Origin of the sequence: Pontiella sulfatireligans (assembly GCF_900890705.1) — a bacterium.
Lineage (GTDB): Bacteria > Verrucomicrobiota > Kiritimatiellia > Kiritimatiellales > Pontiellaceae > Pontiella > Pontiella sulfatireligans.
The window spans coordinates 248996-264384 of record NZ_CAAHFH010000001.1 but is presented as its reverse complement, the minus strand read 5'-3'; the positions used below and the strand labels follow the sequence as shown (position 1 = coordinate 264384).

Below are 15389 nucleotides of genomic sequence, written 5' to 3'. Positions count from 1 at the left end.
ATATGCGTAGACGGTGCTACGGAATACGCACATCGACCCGGTAGAAACCAGAGGATCCGGCACGCGGTTCAGAATCAATATACGTATCTTTAGGATAATGAATTCCGGAAACAATATTTGTAAATGTATTTGTTATCGAAGAGCTGAACCCAACATCGTAAACCCGCCCGGAAACAGAGTGCCAGGAAACCATCATGCCGGACTGACACCCCCTATTTTCCACGACGAACCAAGAATTTCCATTGGTTGGAATGGTGCCGGAAATATATTCAGCCAGATTATCAAACCCATCTTCATCCGGATCCAGCCCGGATACCGCATTGGTTGCATTCCCGAAATACTCCATTTCCCAAACATCGGGGATCAAGTCATCATCAAGATCGCCGTCAGCAGATGCTCCGGTATGGGTCACCAGCAGTTTCGGAGGATTTGCCCCCTCCTTTGAAGAAAAATTACGGTAGCTTCCGCTAGTCGTTTTCAGCCCAAACGCATACGTTCCGTTGCTTGTTACGACATCCGTAACATCCAGTTCAACCCATTCGTTCGCGCCGACCGGCTGCGTCATGATGGAATTATTCATCGATGCCCGGGAGTTCCAGGTCATGGAAGTTTCGTTCCATGAAACATCATTCACCCGAAGAATCTCAACAGTATGTGCATGCAGTGAATAGAGTTTTACTTTTACTTCCGAAATGGTGCCGGGCACCTCTGAAACTGTAAATTTGAGATAGGCATTCATTTCCTTATCTCCCTCGCCTCGCAGATTCATTACGGCGGATGTTCCGAAGACTGCATCAGGATCTACTTTTTTTACCGTGGAGTCATCCACAACATCGAATTCCAGTGTACCGGGCCCCGGAGGAGCCGGAGGATCTTCGCCATATTCGGGAATATTTAGGTGGGGAATGGTATAGTTTTGATAAGAATCCGTACGCGATAAATCCGGAGCACCACTTTCCGGGGAAACCAAACCATTTGGGGAGTCAATGTTGATCGGAATGCCTGTTCCTTCATAAACATTCGAGTCATAAATTGTATGTCCGCTCACATCGACAACAAACAGCTTTATAGGCACCTCTCCGGATGCACAACTATAGATATTTTCTGCATATTCATTATTCAAGTCCTCTGCATCAACACCTCCATTTTCCTGGTAGTAAATCCCATGTTTTTCTAGCTCTGTAAAATATTCAGCATCCAATACAAAGTAGTTTCGGTAGAGCAACATATTCGAATAAGCCTCAGGCAAAGTAGATGAGGCATTTCCCGCAGAAATATACGGCGTATTTACCAACTTGTTGGCCGCAACTGCCCCAGGCCCATTGGCATTGCGAAACTTGATCCCTCCCGAAGCGCCATTTGGCCAACCACGCACCCAGTTTTCCACAAAGTCGAAATTCGTCCAGTCGCGAACATAGGCTGCATGATCCTGAATGGATGAATCCGAATCATCCGCAGGACTACCGTTATAGATATTACCCCGGACCAACACATCCGTATCAGATAGCGATTTATGCCCCTGTTCAATACGACCCATATCATCATCAAAGCCATGGGTTAACTTAACCTCCCCTAGCTTGACCTCAATATTATCCCAACTTCCATACCCTTTCCATTCGGTATCAAGCCAACTGAGATTGTTAAGATCCATTCCAATGATAGTGTACCGAACGACAACACCGTTACAGGTATCCGTCTGCAAGCCCTTGGCCTGGCTCGAGGCCGCCTGCAGCAAGATATTGTCTTCAAAACTGATGTTATTCACCGCCTCGACATTCATCTGATACCCTGCTCGAGTAGTATAATAATTGGCATTTGTAGCAATGCTGACACAACGCGCGACCGAAATATTCTCCTTTGTTATAGATGCCGTTTTACCTAGAAAGAAAACCTGCACGTTCAGGAGAAACAGATCCTTGATGTCCACATTCTTCACTACATTTGCTTTAATATCGTCACCAATCATCTGAACGCCCGATGCGGCTTTGATTAGAGACACACCACTGAAATCCCCGTACAAGCTTACACCGTTCTTAGCGATGATATCTCCAGAAATCTTGTATTCACCAACCGGAAAATAGACATCCTTTGCCTGCGACAAGGCTCTGGAGATCGTGGCATTGATTTCATCCGTGTCATCAGAAATGCCATCCCCGACTGCGCCACCATCGGCAACGACACTCAAGGTATTGTCCGGTTGCAGTGCAAAAACGACCGTATGCATCATCATGAACACCCGCAGAATGCCAGAGAACAGTATCTTTCGATGATGCATTATCCGCCCTTCTTCTTAAATTTCTAAAAATAAAACTCAGACATCCTACCCTTTGCCCGCAAATCTTTGGTGAACAGAATAAAGAAAATCCTATCGGTCAGGCCGACTAAATCAACCTGATTCGATTCCTTCTGGAGCTCAAACAACGAACTCACAGACGTCATACGCCATACATCATCATCGATGGAACCGAGCACATAAAGTATTGGCCGTGCAGCGCTGGCCAGTCTTTTCGTACTGCCGGTATTGTATGCGCAAAATAGTGGTTTTCCATCTTCGCTGATCCCTGCGAACAGATTATATTTCACCATGTTGGCAATAAGCTGAAGATCGCTTGCTGAAAGGAACTCATCGCGAAACAAACCGTAGTTCCATGCAACATAATTGTGAAAAAAATCCGATCCACAGTGCCCCATGGAATTGTATAGTCGATCCGGATCGTGCGCAGAATAGTTCCAGTTCAGAATGTTGGTGCCGGGCGTGTTCGATCCTTCGACCACCCGCGCGCTAGCGCGGAAGTATTCCAGCTGTGCCTTCATCATCAATTCCATACGTGAAAATTCCTCCAGCATGTCTTCAGTCAGCCAATTGTCCAGTCCGCCCCGAATCAGCTCATTCCGAGCTATCAGCGCAGGCGCGCCCGCCGAAGTCACGAACATGGCCCTGTTCCACGGGGGCATTTCGCCGGCAGGCAGATCCGTTGCTGAATGAAACACCACTCGGTCCGGTCGCCGAGTTAAATACTCCTTATATTTCAACCCTATCTGAGCATCCGTGTAGGGAACAAACCGGTTGCTGTTTTTCTGTCCGACCTCAGTGTAGAAATCCCAAACTAATTCACGTTGAACCTGCAATGTCTCCTCAAGGCACCAAAGCATTTCCTCCAAATAGGTTTTACCGCTCATTGATTTCCGAACATGCAACGCAGGCGTATTGGCAATCATGAAGGCGCATTCTGCAAAATAGGCAATCGGCCCCACGGGCGAAAGCGATGGAGCTCCCCGCTGCTCTCCCCCAGGGAATCCCGGCCACATGCGCGGAACAACCCCTTCTAGCGAATGGATGTTGATACCCTCCCGCTCCGCCCATCGGTCATAACGCATCGCGGCGCAATATCTGCTGATTTCCAGCAAACGGTCGATCAGTTTTTGTTTGGTATTCAAATCACTGATATTACGACAAACGAATGAAAACTGCATCGGAGTTTCCTGATCATTCCACGTAGGTAATCGTTCGGCCCAATCGGTAAGCAAGAGAAGATCTGCCAGAGTGGACAACTCTTGTTCCGTTGCGGGGCCTGACACACTCTCAAACAAAACCGTTCCATTTACGCGCACAGGAAGCTTGATCATCTTCTCTTTTGCAAATAGCTTTTTTCTCAATACTTCTTCGGCCCTGATTTTGATCTTGGGGAAATTTTCGGCTCTCCGTCGCTGCTTCTTAGATGCCTTCCTCTCTAATTTGGCTTTCAGGAATTCCTCATCCACCTTTGACTCGAAAATAGACGACAGTTCTCCCTGATTCTGCATCCTGTTCTGTGTATCCGCATGGCCTGAAACACATAGACCCATTAGGGGAAATATTAATCCCAACATGTTTTTTATAGAGTAATGGCACATCTGTTTTCCTTTTCTAATTACCAACAGCTCGGAGACAACACAGCGGACTCTTTCGGCAACCGCTGTTTAAACATTCGGATATGCGATGCGTACGCGCTACTTCCCGCCAAATTACGCCATTCGTTCGGATCCGAATCCGTGTCGTACAACTCAGCGGAACCATCCGCATAATGAATAAAATGGAAACCATCCAGGTAGATTGAAATATTTTTGTATCCGTATGACGTGAATGCCGGATGATTCCATTTTATACTTGGATTGTTCAACAAAGGAACAAGGCTGTTCCCCTGGTTCGCTGCATTGGCTTCCAATCCGCACAGTTCCACCAGTGTGGGATACATATCGATCAAACCGACCTGCGCACCGCACCGTTGCCCGCGAACGATTCCGGCTCCGGCAAAGATCAGGGGAACATGTGTTGAGCGTTGCCAGAGGGAGTGCTTACAGACACGGTTCTTCTCGCCCAAATGGTAACCATGATCCGACCACAGTACGACAACCGTATTATCTGCATAGCTACTGTTTTCCAGCGCATCCAAAACTTTTCCAAGCTGGTGATCCATAAAAGCCATGCAGGCCAGGTATCCCTGCAGCATCGGTTTCCACTGTTTTTCTTTAATCAACCACTCGGTTTTAGGCATTTGCGGCATGGCGTGTAGGTTCCTCGAATATTCCGGAACATCATCCAAATCGTCGGCTTTGTATTGAGGAAGCTCAATGGATTCAACCGGAAACATATTAAACCATTTTTGCGGAACATGCCATGGAACATGGGGGCGGATAAATCCGACAGCCATTAAGAATGGCTTTTCATGATCCTGCTTCAACGCATCGACGGCCCATTCGGCAATTTTATAATCCGACATTTCCGAATCGTCCATATTGAGCGGCGCCCAATCGGTGGAAGTATTCGCTTTATCCGTGAACCATTTAGGGTCGAAATTTACGCGTTTCTTTGGATTTGGCCCGAAGCCCATTTCCGGGAAGACCCCCCCATACAAATCATAGGCTCCTGCATTGTCGCCTTTATGAAACAGTTTCCCGACTCCCAGTGTCTTATAACCAAACGCTTCGAAATAGTCCGGAAGAAATACTGCATTCGCCGCTATCGGCCCGCTCTTCTTAATCTCTTCGTCATGAATCTGGTTATATATGCCGGTTGAGTGCGGGTACATGCCGGTATAAACCGAAGCCCGCGAGGGCCCGCACAGCGGAGCTTGGCAATGTGCATTCGAAAAGAGCATTCCATTTTTCGCCAATCGGTCAATGTTTGGAGTTTTCACTCCGATGTGATTCCCAAGACAGCCAGACCAATCATTCAAATCATCAATCGAAATAAATAGAATATTAGGTCTGCTTATAGGTTTGGCTCCTGCATGGACAGCAACTCTCTCACCGAACAGAAATAGCACCGCTATTGTGATTACAAGTGCCTTTGTGCAAATATTGTTTGGCATACTATACCTTTTCAATCATTTATGGATTACAATCGTGAACGAACATCAGTAAGCAAGTTTGAACGCATAAGCGCACGCAGTCATTGCTGGTTCAGGAAACATAATACGGCAACCATTATTGCTCATTTCCCAACTGATTTTACCCTCAAAACCCAACAGCCGGATATCCTTCGGCGCTTCAGTTATTGACCGAATCAACACCTCTGAACCCGGTCGGTCAAGCACGATAACATAGACGATTTTACCATCTTTGCTTTGAGTAAACCGAATGTCCTTGTTCGTATAAACGGTTTTCTGCTTCAGGAAGCTTCCATCACCCTTTAACTTTGTAGGCCCTTCTTCCGCCACTCTCCAGGTTCGAGTGTTATAAATGGCTTCACCGTTGGTCTTCAACCAAGCTCCGATTTCAAGAAGCACTTCCTTTTCATAGCCGGAAATACGACCTTCGGAATCGGGGGCTATATTGAGAAGCAAACAACCATTTTTGCTCACAATGTCAATTAGCATGTCAACGACATCGTTGGCATCCTTATCTACCGACTGAGGGAAGTTAAACCAGCTCGGATTGATCGTGTCGTCCGTAAGCCATGCCCCCTTCTGCTTGTTCTGCACTCTGCCCTTTTCATAATCGACGATGCCACCCGGCAGTTTCGGTGCATAGTCTTTGAAGGTCACCGCGACTTCCTTGTTCGCATCTTCAGCATGGTTATAGTACCTAGCGAGGAATGGATACATCAATTCCGTCGGAATATCCCTAGTGCCCATATCGAACCACACCATATCCGGGTCATATTTTTCCAAATACTCATCCAGCAAACTTCTCCACCATTTTTTGAACAGTGGCGAAAGCGGAGCACCATAGGCATGGGGTTCAAAATAGAGATCCACATAGTCGGGATCTGAACCATCAAACCCATAGGAGGGAATGAAGTAACGCCAAGTATGGCTATGGTGGAACGAAGCAATATATTTCATCCCCCGCTTTCTGATTTCTTTTACAAGCTCAGCCGACGGATCAAAACCCGCCAAAGCCTTGGCATTCCATCGGGTAACATCGCTATCCCACATCGCATAGCCATCGTGATGTATAGCTACAGGTCCCGCAAACTTTGCCCCGGCTTGCTCAAACAGATCTACCCATTCCTTGGCATCGAATTTCGTGGGCTTGAATAAAGGTATCATATCCTTCCAGCCGAAGTCCTTCGGATTGCCGTAAGCTTTGGTGTGATAGAGGTAGGCGTCATGGGGCTGATCACTCTTTTTCCGAAGCTTTCCGCCATAAACGCCATCGTGTTGATACATTTCAAAAGGATACCAACCCGCACCTGTTTTTTCACATCCAATTGTTGTGGGCGTCCAGTGCGTATAAATACCGAACTTCGCATCCTGAAACCATTCAGGAACCTGATGAAACCACAGAGTTGCAAAGCTCTCATTATACCGATCAAAAGGTCGCTCTTGAGATACCGCAACTCCAACACAAAACAAACTCACAGAGAATATTAACATACTTTTTTTCATACAGTGCTCATCCCGTTTTTTGCGCATACCGAATGCATCGCCATCATAAGAATTCGCACAACAGCCATGCGTACTCTTTTCATTTTCTTCTACTTCTCCCATCACTCACATTTTCCTTATATAGGCGTAATAAGCTCCACAAATGAGTTCTTTCTCCTTATCCATCAAGGTCGCGCGAAGGCTGTACCGTCCTTTTTTAAGGTTGAAAACAGCACTGGACCACAAGTCGGACGCTTTTACCTTCACCACCTGCTCATCGTCACCCACCTGAAACACAGACCAGGCAATCGGTAATGCTTTTCCTTCTGGATACATCATGGTTAGTGTTTGATGTTCCGGCATTCCCGAAACCATGGGGGTCTCTGCCTCTTCAGGCCATCTCGAACACCTGACTTCATATTCACCATCTTCCAGCACCTCAATATTCCAATTGCCGTTTGCAGATCCACCCATGCGCACAGTCGGTTGAATAGTTACATTTCCTTCACCTTCAAACCCATGCCAATCGAAACAGGTCAACGTGATGTTTTTACACTGTTCACCCCCAACGGGTATGGCCGGAACCCTCCCTAAAGAGTCCTGAACCCCTTCCCACCATTTTTCATAGTGCATCTGGAGCGAATTCACAATTTCCGGATTTTGTACAGCAACATCGTTTGCCTGCCCCGGATCAGCATGCACATCATACAACTCCCTGTTTTTTATCAACCGCCACTTGTTCCACATAATCGTTGCCTTGTATTTTTCCGGCAACGGTGCCATAGCATTTTGCATCACCAAAATACGGTCGCCTAATTGAGTCTGCCTGCTTTCAAGTAAAGGTTTCAGCGTCTGTCCGTCAAACTCCCCACTCATATAATCCAAACCACACAGATCGATGAGAGTCGGCAGGATATCCTGAGCATGCGTCAACACATCTACATCTGTCCCGGTGTTGAGCTTCGCTTTCGGCCAGCGGATGAAAAAGGGTACACGATGCCCTCCTTCGTATAGCGACTTTTTCCGACCTTTCATTTCTGCATTGTAGACAAAAGATCCCACTGTAGTGCCGTTGTCAGACATGAATATAAGTATCGTATTTTCATACAACCCACTTTTCTTCAGGAACGTATCAAGCTTTGAGATGTTTTCGTCGACATTTGCAATCATACCGAAATAGATCGCGACTTTTTCACGGATATCCGTTGCGAGCCCGGCCTCCCTATTTCCATATATATTTTCCAAGGCCTCAGCATATACTCTACTGTATTTTTCAGAAACGATATGAGGACTATGCGGCGCGTTGGTCGGGAGATACACAAAGAAAGGTTTATTCTTTTTCATATTATTTAAAATAAACTTCCGTGTTTCCTCGAACCAAACATCCGTACAGTACCCTTTGAACTGCCTTATCTTTCCGTTGTGTTCATAATGATCATCCACACAATCGTTATCCCAATAATCAGGTGTTTGGAATATGGATGCTCCGCCATGTTTGATCGACTCGTCAAATCCCCGATCTATTGGACGAAACGGATAGTTGTCGCCCAAATGCCATTTTCCGAAATGTCCTGTGGCATAGCCATTGGCCTTGAAAATTTCGGGCATCAACGGCACATCCTCGTGAATAATTTCCCGGCTGTACCCCCATGCAAACGCTCCATTTCTACAGGCGTCCTGCCCGGTCAGAATCTGACTCCTACTCGGCGTACAGATGGATGACACATGAAAATCAGTAAAGCGTATTGATTCGTTGTATAATGTGTCCAATGCGGGCGTTTTTACAATCGGATTTCCATGACAGGACAGATCTCCATATCCCTGGTCATCAGTTACAATCAGTATAACATTAGGATGTTTGGCCGAGACCGCCCCAACGCTTAAGAAGCCAATCGTAAACAAAGTAGTAACTAAAAGTGCTATCGTTTTCATATTCGACTATTCAGGTTCTAACTAAAAAAATGAGCAAGCTTCCGAAAACCGGAAACTTGCTCGCGTTAAATATCTCAGCCTATAGTTGTTCAACAGTCACACGAATGAACTGCTCTAACTTCCCTTCAGTGAAGGTGTTCGTCACAAAGTTAAGTACATCGCCGGTGGAGTTCGTTCCCATAGCCGTATACCCCGCATTCGTCCAGCCCGGTGCAATGACCAGATTGTCATCTGTTTCCACCGTATAAACCAACTGCTCATCATCCACACGAACCGGATAGATGAAGCCACTGCCATCCGTAGCGAAAACGGTGCCGGTTCCAGTATTACCGATATCGTTCGGATTACCATTACGCACATATTCATCGAAGTTGCTGTAGCCATCGTTATCCGGATCCAGTTCCGGATCAGTATCAGCCGGATCAAGCCCAAAACCGTCAACCCAATGCCCGAAGCCGGCCGGTGTCAGCGATCCGATGAACGCAATGTTGTCGACCCAAGTCTGACCATACTCGGTAACAATATCCGTTTCCGGAATCAGACTGAAACGGAAGGTGGCCGATTCTCCATAGGATAGCGTCGTATCCACCAGCGCGTTGAACGTAGGCGAAGCTATGGTCGGCGTGCTGCCTTCACTGTCGAAGGTCCAGTCGAAGTCAGCCCATGGCTGTATCTGGACAACATTGGTTACACCGTCAACCACATTGGTTTCATCATAGGGTATAAACTCATCAATTGATGTAGTAACTCCGTATACCAGGCCGCTGGAAACTCCGGTAAGATCACCGCCAATATATTCAAGTTCTACCCGGCGCAACGCACCGGTATTGCGGCGAATATAATCGAAATAGAATCCATCCATATCCAGCGAAGAGTTAGGTGCCTCATTTGCCACCGTTATCTCAACAATATGCAGATTGTCACCGCGGCCACTCCACGGATATGCGGCACTGTTGGTATCGGCACCGACCGGATCGAAAAATGAACCATAGGAACCATCCTTCGAGCCATCGGAGGTGCCCGAACTGCGTGTATTGATCACGTTAAGCAAAATATCCACCCCGCTTTTCACATATTCAAAGTCGTAGGCATTGCTGTCCACGTTAAACGCAAGTACATCTGACGAGGGAAGCGCGGGTGCAGCCCCAATCTCCACACGAAATCCCTCCACTTTGAATCCTGTATTATCTGATTCCGCCAAATCTTCACCTTCAAAGAAATAACCCACCGCTTCCACATTGGTGAAAATCACCCCGGACACATCAAAAGTAAGTCCTCCAGCCGATGCCATGGAGGTCGATCCACTTGTGGCCGGAGTAAAAGCTGCCCAGGCATTTTCCGCCACGGGAAAATTATGAACAAACTCGCCGACACCAATCGCCTTGGAAAAGCTGATATACCACTGGCCATCGTTCTGCACCGCAAAACGAACCGCTGCTGAATCGCCAGATATCGATGCAATGTTCATGGAAAGGCTGGTGAGCGTTTCGCCCGTTTCGATTTCATCATAGAAGTCTTCTGATTTAACGTAGAGCAGGCTGCTCTGATAGACATCCGTTACATTGGTGGGTGTTTCGACATTAAGAATAAGAGCCCCATCAGTCGGACTACCACCAGCCAATCTCATATACCTGAATCCCGTGCTCTCGGACAGTGCGCCACCGTTTCCGGTCTGATAAATGGCCCACAAAGGCTGATCCTGGTAAAATCCTTCATCAAGTGTGTTGTCAAACGTCGGTTTGGCGGGCACATAGTTATTGATGATCAACGTTCCGTTTGAAGTAACCGTGGCCTCCTGCAGCCTCACATCGGTATTACCCTGATCTGCAAAAAACATGTCCGGACTGCCCCAATCGACAATTACACCGTCTTCAATAAAATCGCCGATGAGAGCAATGTTATCGACCATCCCCATGTCCGGCTCGGTAGCGGCATCCGTAGAGGTTTCCAGAACCAGACGGAACGATGCGGTTTCTCCCGGAGCCAGGCGTTGGTCGCCTAATGCCGTAAAGACCTGACTCTGGTCGTTTGCACTGAAGCCTTCCTTTCCAAAGGTCCAGCTATAATTTTTCCACTGGCCTTCGGCAGCCGTGGTTTGCAGCAAGACATCGTAAACCGTTCCTGTTGCACCAAGATCTCCATCAATATAATCCAGAGAAACACCACGTACCGAGGTACTGCTGTTACGGTAAATATCAAAGTAGAGACCCTCAAGTTTGAGCGTTTGAGCTGAGGTGTTGGTGATCGTGATGTCGGCAGTCAGGCTGTTTGCGCCATCAGCCGCCCAGGGGTAGGCCGCGGGCGTATTGGTATTGGCTCCGACTGGATCGGGAAAACCACCAAACGAACCATCGGTTGATCCACCGTTGCTTGCACCATCCAGCGACACAATGCTGAGATCCATTCCAATACCATCCTGCACATACTCAAAATCCGACATTTCAGCGTCAACATTAAATGCCAGCACACGTGCTGCGTCCGAGAAAGCAGAACCGATTTCTTCCAGGACAATGTTGTCAATCACCATAACTTTTCGGTTGTGGTCGTCATAGTTACGGGTGAACTTCAGATAAATATCCTGTCCCGCGTCCGTCGCGCCGGCAACGAAATCAGTGGTTTGGGTGAACCAGATATTTTTGGAGCTGATACTGAGGGTGTCACTGGCAATTAGTGCATCATCAGAAGCGCGGTATACCTCCAGCAGCACGCCATGGGTTCCGCTGATCCCTACCCGCATATCAATACTGAACTTATACGTATTGCCGTCCACAAGGCTTATTCCCAGATTAGTTGAGGTCAACGTGACTTCACCTCCTTCATCAAAAGCACCTAAGGCGGCTGAGAAAGAACCGGAAGTCACAGTAGTCGAAAAGCTCGCCTTCGATCGTTCATCGGCACTCGAAATAACCCCCGACCATGCCTCGCTGTCAGCAATAAGCTGATCATTCGTCGGAGCAACCGTATTCGCCAAGTCGATATACTCAAAATCGCCTATCGCAGGGTTAATCAGAAGCTCCGCTCCCCATGCCGTTCCGGCAGCAACCGTTACAGCGGCTGATAATACTATGTTTCTTATCACTCGATCTTTCATCACTTCCTCCATGATTTGTGTTTAGTTACCCCGCAACCAGCTGAACGTGGAATATAATCCTTCTTACGGAATGATGCATATAGTAGGACAGAGCCGTGAAAAATAAAGAGATGCTTTGCGCAATAAAATGCCAATATTTGCGCACGGCGAATAAAGAACTTATCTTCGCAAATCAGGACAAATTACTGCGCATTTTACCGCCGCTTTTCTGCATCGGCTACATTAATGCCAATCTCCGGAAACGGAAATAACCACGCATGCACACAGATCAACACGGATACGGGAACAGGCAGACAAAGCAGCAACAATATTAAGTCTAAACCACAAAACCAGACCCAGAGCTTCATTGTGCGGAACAGCTACGTGATAAGAGATGGACTCAATCAGCAGTGTACGCTTTCCTTCCGGGGTGGAATCATAAACGGAGATTTCAAGGGATAGCTCCTTGCCCACGTCATCAGGCTGAACAATATAGGAAAGGACTCCGGTCATACCAGGTTTCCGGCCCCCCTCGGATTCATGATCAGCCGTAGAGAGCGGCAGCGAGGTGTTGTTCAGCACGGTATCGCTCTTGAAACTGCAGATCCGCTTGCAAACGCCATCCAGCTGATAATCGTCCAGCTTAAATTCGCACAGGGAAGTCAGGTTAGCCAAATGGCGATACCCGGAATCGATCTGTATCTGCGCACCAACATCGTCAAGCTCAACCGTTCCGAGCGCAACCTTAACGATATTTTTCCCGGTCATCCGTATTCCGTGTCAGCCGGACACAACCGTCGTCAGCATCATCATACAAGGTGCCGTCACCCAGTTCTGCGCGTTCAAGCGTGAACAACGATTGGTCTCTGGAAACCCGTTCATATTTCCCTCCAGCAGCACTGCCACCCCCGCCTCCGGAAAAGGTATCGGTATGAGATTCAACAATCGCCGTCCCGGCAACAGATACACTTCCCGCAACCAGAGCCGTCAATATGCGAATATTCAATTTCATGTTGTTTCCCCTGCCGATGTAAAGTCCAGATCTGACCGGAAACCGTTACCATTTAAGAAATAAAGCCACCGATACAAAGGCAAAAGCAAAGAGATGCTTTGCGCATTATTACTTAACAATATGTGAAATAATGTATGCGTCTGTTCGTTCACCCACTTGACAGCATTTATGCTGACTGTGCGCGGGATGAGTTCCATTGAGCCGGAGTCCAGCTGGCAGCTTCGTTCTGTCCCATGGTTGGAAGGGCTTCGAGCACATCCCGCAAATAGTCGGCGGGGTTGATGTCGAGTTTTCGGCAGGTTTCGATGAGACTGTATATGATGGCGCTATCCTGACCGGATCGGGGGCTGCCGAAGAAGAGGAAGTTTTTCTTGCCGATGGCCGTGGGCCTGATGGCATTTTCGACAAGGTTATTGTCGATTTCCAGCTTCCCGTGCTCAAGAAACAGGTTCAGGCTGTCCCAGCGTTTGAGGGTATAGCTGATAGCTTCTCCGAGCTTGCTTTTGGGCAGTTGTTTTTTCTGTTCACGATCCAGAATGGTTTTTATTTCATTAAGCACTGGAGCAGAGTGTTCCTGCCGATAGGTTGCCCGGTCGAGCTCCGGTTGTTTGCGCAACGTGGTTTCGTTGCGATAGAGCTTCGCAATGAGTTTGATAATTTTCCGGCTGATTGAATCCCCGGCCTCATGAAATTTACGCCGGGCATGTGCCCAGCAGCAGGCATGAATAATATTTCCCTTTTCCTGTTCATGAGCCGGGTCGTTCAGCCATGACGGATAAGAACCGTATCCATCGCTTTGCAGAAGACCGGCGTAATCTGTCAGCATCGAATCAAGACATGATGCAGCACGACTCGGAAACCATTCAAAGAGCACTCCAACGCCTGGACTGTGATAGGCCCATAGGTATCCATTGGGACAATGGTCCTTTTTCGGGTCTTGGTATTTGATAAAAGTTTCGTCGGCCTGAATATACTCACTTTGCCGGATTTCATTTCTCAGTGCTTCGTAGATCAACGTTAACCAGTCGGCGATAAGATACATCCAGTTGCCCATGGTTTTGCGGCTGATTTCGATGCCGTGGCGGTATTTTAAAACCTGTTCCTGACGGTAGAGCGGAAGATGGTCGCAATATTTGCTCAGAATGATCTGTAGGAGCAGACCGGCAGAAGCATAGCTGTTTGGAATCAGTCTTGCCGGAGCTGGTGCGATCAGCGGCGGCACTTCACGGTTATCAATCTCAATAAACTTTTCTCGAATGATTTCACGGATAAAATACCGGGTCGGAACAACGTCGAGCTCCCGTACTTTTTCCTCCCCGATTTTTTTATAGCGACCAGGATTTCCCTGAACCTCATCGGGAATGATGATCACCTGCTCAACCGGCAGGTCTTCCGGGACCCGTTCCTTGAGCGGCTTGCGCTTTCCTCGACGGGACTCAACCGGCTCTGAATCATCCTGTTCGGCCTCTTCCGCTATTTCCAGAGCCTCTTGGGCTTCCTGCAGTTCATCGAGCAGTAGTTCCATCTGATCCGGGCTTAACTTTTCGGAACTGCGCCCGAACAGTTTTTTCAGCAGATACTGAACTTTCTCATTAAGCAGTTTAACTTCGGTTTTGAGCTGAGTGTTTTCGGCATTCAGAGACGTCCGCTCCTTTACCATCAGATCAAAATTTTCCCGGTTAAAATTCATGCCGTACATTATACCAAAAAAGGTTGAAAATGCGGCACCACCCTAATGGAAAATGCAAAAAAAATAGGCGCTGTTACCAAGGTTTGAGCGAGCCTTGTTTTAGATCAACTCCATCGAGCAGCAGGGCCAGCGCTTCCGGAGCAAGACTAAGCTTTTCATCTGCGCCAACGCCTTGAGGCCAACTGAAACAGCCCTTTTCAAGCCGCTTGATAGCAACCCACATGCCGGTACCATCCCAGTACAGCGTCTTGATCCGGTTTTTCCGTCGGTTCGTAAACACAAACAATGTGCCCGAACACGGATCTTCATTTAACCTATCCTGCACTACACAGTGCAATCCGTTGAAGCTCTTACGCAGATCCACCGGCTCAACCGCCAGAAATACCCGGATTGAATTACTTAATCCAAACATCCGGCAGCCTCCCGCAGAACCATACCGAGTTCATTCAGTGACGGAATTGGAAGCTGAACCTCAATCCCGTTCGGCAGAAAGATCTTCAGTTCATCTATCTCAGGAGGTCCGGGCTGAACTTCCACCTCGCAAAAAGCAACCTCAGATTCCTGACGTTCAATTCGCAGCCAACGGGCCAGCGTTTTCGGGTTGATGCTCCATTCCCGGCAAAACGCCGCCTGGGTCAGCCCCGCTGAATTAAACTCCTCGATCAGTTCCCGGCGTTCTTCCTCCGTATAGGAAGCCCGCCCCGACACATTGTTTTCATTCGTATCCATGCCTGACAAATTATCAGGCTTTGCCGGAGCTGACTACGGGGTGAAAGAAGAGGCGTTTACGAAATAATTATACTTCCTCCGCACCTGATATCAAAAAAAGGCGGT

Annotated in this window: 11 protein-coding genes; all 11 read right to left on the bottom strand. The window is 47.8% G+C overall.

Features of this window, described 5'->3' with window-relative positions; all coding sequences use genetic code 11:
* Positions 1-16 precede the first annotated feature (16 nt).
* A complete protein-coding gene (locus SCARR_RS01015; protein WP_136059676.1) occupies positions 17-2275 on the bottom strand; it encodes a CBM96 family carbohydrate-binding protein in 2259 nt (752 codons plus the stop codon).
* 23 nt (positions 2276-2298) lie between these two features.
* A complete protein-coding gene (locus tag SCARR_RS01010; RefSeq protein WP_136059675.1) occupies positions 2299-3804 on the bottom strand; it encodes a hypothetical protein in 1506 nt (501 codons plus the stop codon).
* A gap of 107 nt (positions 3805-3911) precedes the next feature.
* Positions 3912-5306: a sulfatase gene (locus SCARR_RS01005; RefSeq protein WP_407984799.1), complete on the bottom strand. Its 1395-nt coding sequence runs from the start codon at positions 5304-5306 to the stop codon at positions 3912-3914.
* A 90-nt stretch (positions 5307-5396) separates the two neighbouring features.
* Complete coding sequence (locus SCARR_RS01000) at positions 5397-6974, bottom strand: alpha-L-fucosidase (protein ID WP_222846122.1); 1578 nt, start codon at positions 6972-6974, stop codon at positions 5397-5399.
* A 3-nt stretch (positions 6975-6977) separates the two neighbouring features.
* Positions 6978-8783 (bottom strand): arylsulfatase, encoded by a 1806-nt coding sequence (locus tag SCARR_RS00995; protein WP_136059673.1) that lies wholly within the window; start codon positions 8781-8783, stop codon positions 6978-6980.
* A 79-nt stretch (positions 8784-8862) separates the two neighbouring features.
* Positions 8863-11874 (bottom strand): hypothetical protein, encoded by a 3012-nt coding sequence (locus SCARR_RS00990; RefSeq protein ID WP_136059672.1) that lies wholly within the window; start codon positions 11872-11874, stop codon positions 8863-8865.
* A 222-nt stretch (positions 11875-12096) separates the two neighbouring features.
* Positions 12097-12621: a hypothetical protein gene (locus SCARR_RS00985; RefSeq protein ID WP_136059671.1), complete on the bottom strand. Its 525-nt coding sequence runs from the start codon at positions 12619-12621 to the stop codon at positions 12097-12099.
* On the bottom strand, positions 12599-12865 hold the full coding sequence (locus tag SCARR_RS00980; RefSeq protein WP_136059670.1) for a hypothetical protein: 267 nt from the start codon (positions 12863-12865) through the stop codon (positions 12599-12601). The genes SCARR_RS00985 and SCARR_RS00980 overlap by 23 nt, the downstream gene beginning before the upstream one ends.
* 166 nt (positions 12866-13031) lie before the next feature.
* Positions 13032-14555 carry an IS66 family transposase gene (gene tnpC / locus SCARR_RS00975; RefSeq protein ID WP_168432867.1) on the bottom strand — a complete coding sequence of 508 codons (1524 nt, stop codon included), beginning with the start codon at positions 14553-14555 and terminating at the stop codon, positions 13032-13034.
* A 73-nt stretch (positions 14556-14628) separates the two neighbouring features.
* Positions 14629-14967 carry an IS66 family insertion sequence element accessory protein TnpB gene (gene tnpB, locus SCARR_RS00970; protein WP_136059669.1) on the bottom strand — a complete coding sequence of 113 codons (339 nt, stop codon included), beginning with the start codon at positions 14965-14967 and terminating at the stop codon, positions 14629-14631.
* Positions 14955-15284: an IS66 family insertion sequence element accessory protein TnpA gene (gene tnpA / locus SCARR_RS00965; protein WP_136059628.1), complete on the bottom strand. Its 330-nt coding sequence runs from the start codon at positions 15282-15284 to the stop codon at positions 14955-14957. The genes tnpB and tnpA overlap by 13 nt, the downstream gene beginning before the upstream one ends.
* Between the last annotated feature and the right edge of the window lie 105 nt (positions 15285-15389).

Coding starts and splice junctions, on each gene's coding strand:
- SCARR_RS01015 (WP_136059676.1), bottom strand. CDS start 2,275: ATGCATCATCGAAAGATACTGTTCTCTGGCATTCTGCGGGTGTTCATG.
- SCARR_RS01010 (WP_136059675.1), bottom strand. CDS start 3,804: ATGCAGAATCAGGGAGAACTGTCGTCTATTTTCGAGTCAAAGGTGGAT.
- SCARR_RS01000 (WP_222846122.1), bottom strand. CDS start 6,974: ATGGGAGAAGTAGAAGAAAATGAAAAGAGTACGCATGGCTGTTGTGCG.
- SCARR_RS00995 (WP_136059673.1), bottom strand. CDS start 8,783: ATGAAAACGATAGCACTTTTAGTTACTACTTTGTTTACGATTGGCTTC.
- SCARR_RS00990 (WP_136059672.1), bottom strand. CDS start 11,874: ATGAAAGATCGAGTGATAAGAAACATAGTATTATCAGCCGCTGTAACG.
- SCARR_RS00985 (WP_136059671.1), bottom strand. CDS start 12,621: ATGACCGGGAAAAATATCGTTAAGGTTGCGCTCGGAACGGTTGAGCTT.
- SCARR_RS00980 (WP_136059670.1), bottom strand. CDS start 12,865: ATGAAATTGAATATTCGCATATTGACGGCTCTGGTTGCGGGAAGTGTA.
- tnpC (WP_168432867.1), bottom strand. CDS start 14,555: ATGAATTTTAACCGGGAAAATTTTGATCTGATGGTAAAGGAGCGGACG.
- tnpB (WP_136059669.1), bottom strand. CDS start 14,967: ATGTTTGGATTAAGTAATTCAATCCGGGTATTTCTGGCGGTTGAGCCG.
- tnpA (WP_136059628.1), bottom strand. CDS start 15,284: ATGGATACGAATGAAAACAATGTGTCGGGGCGGGCTTCCTATACGGAG.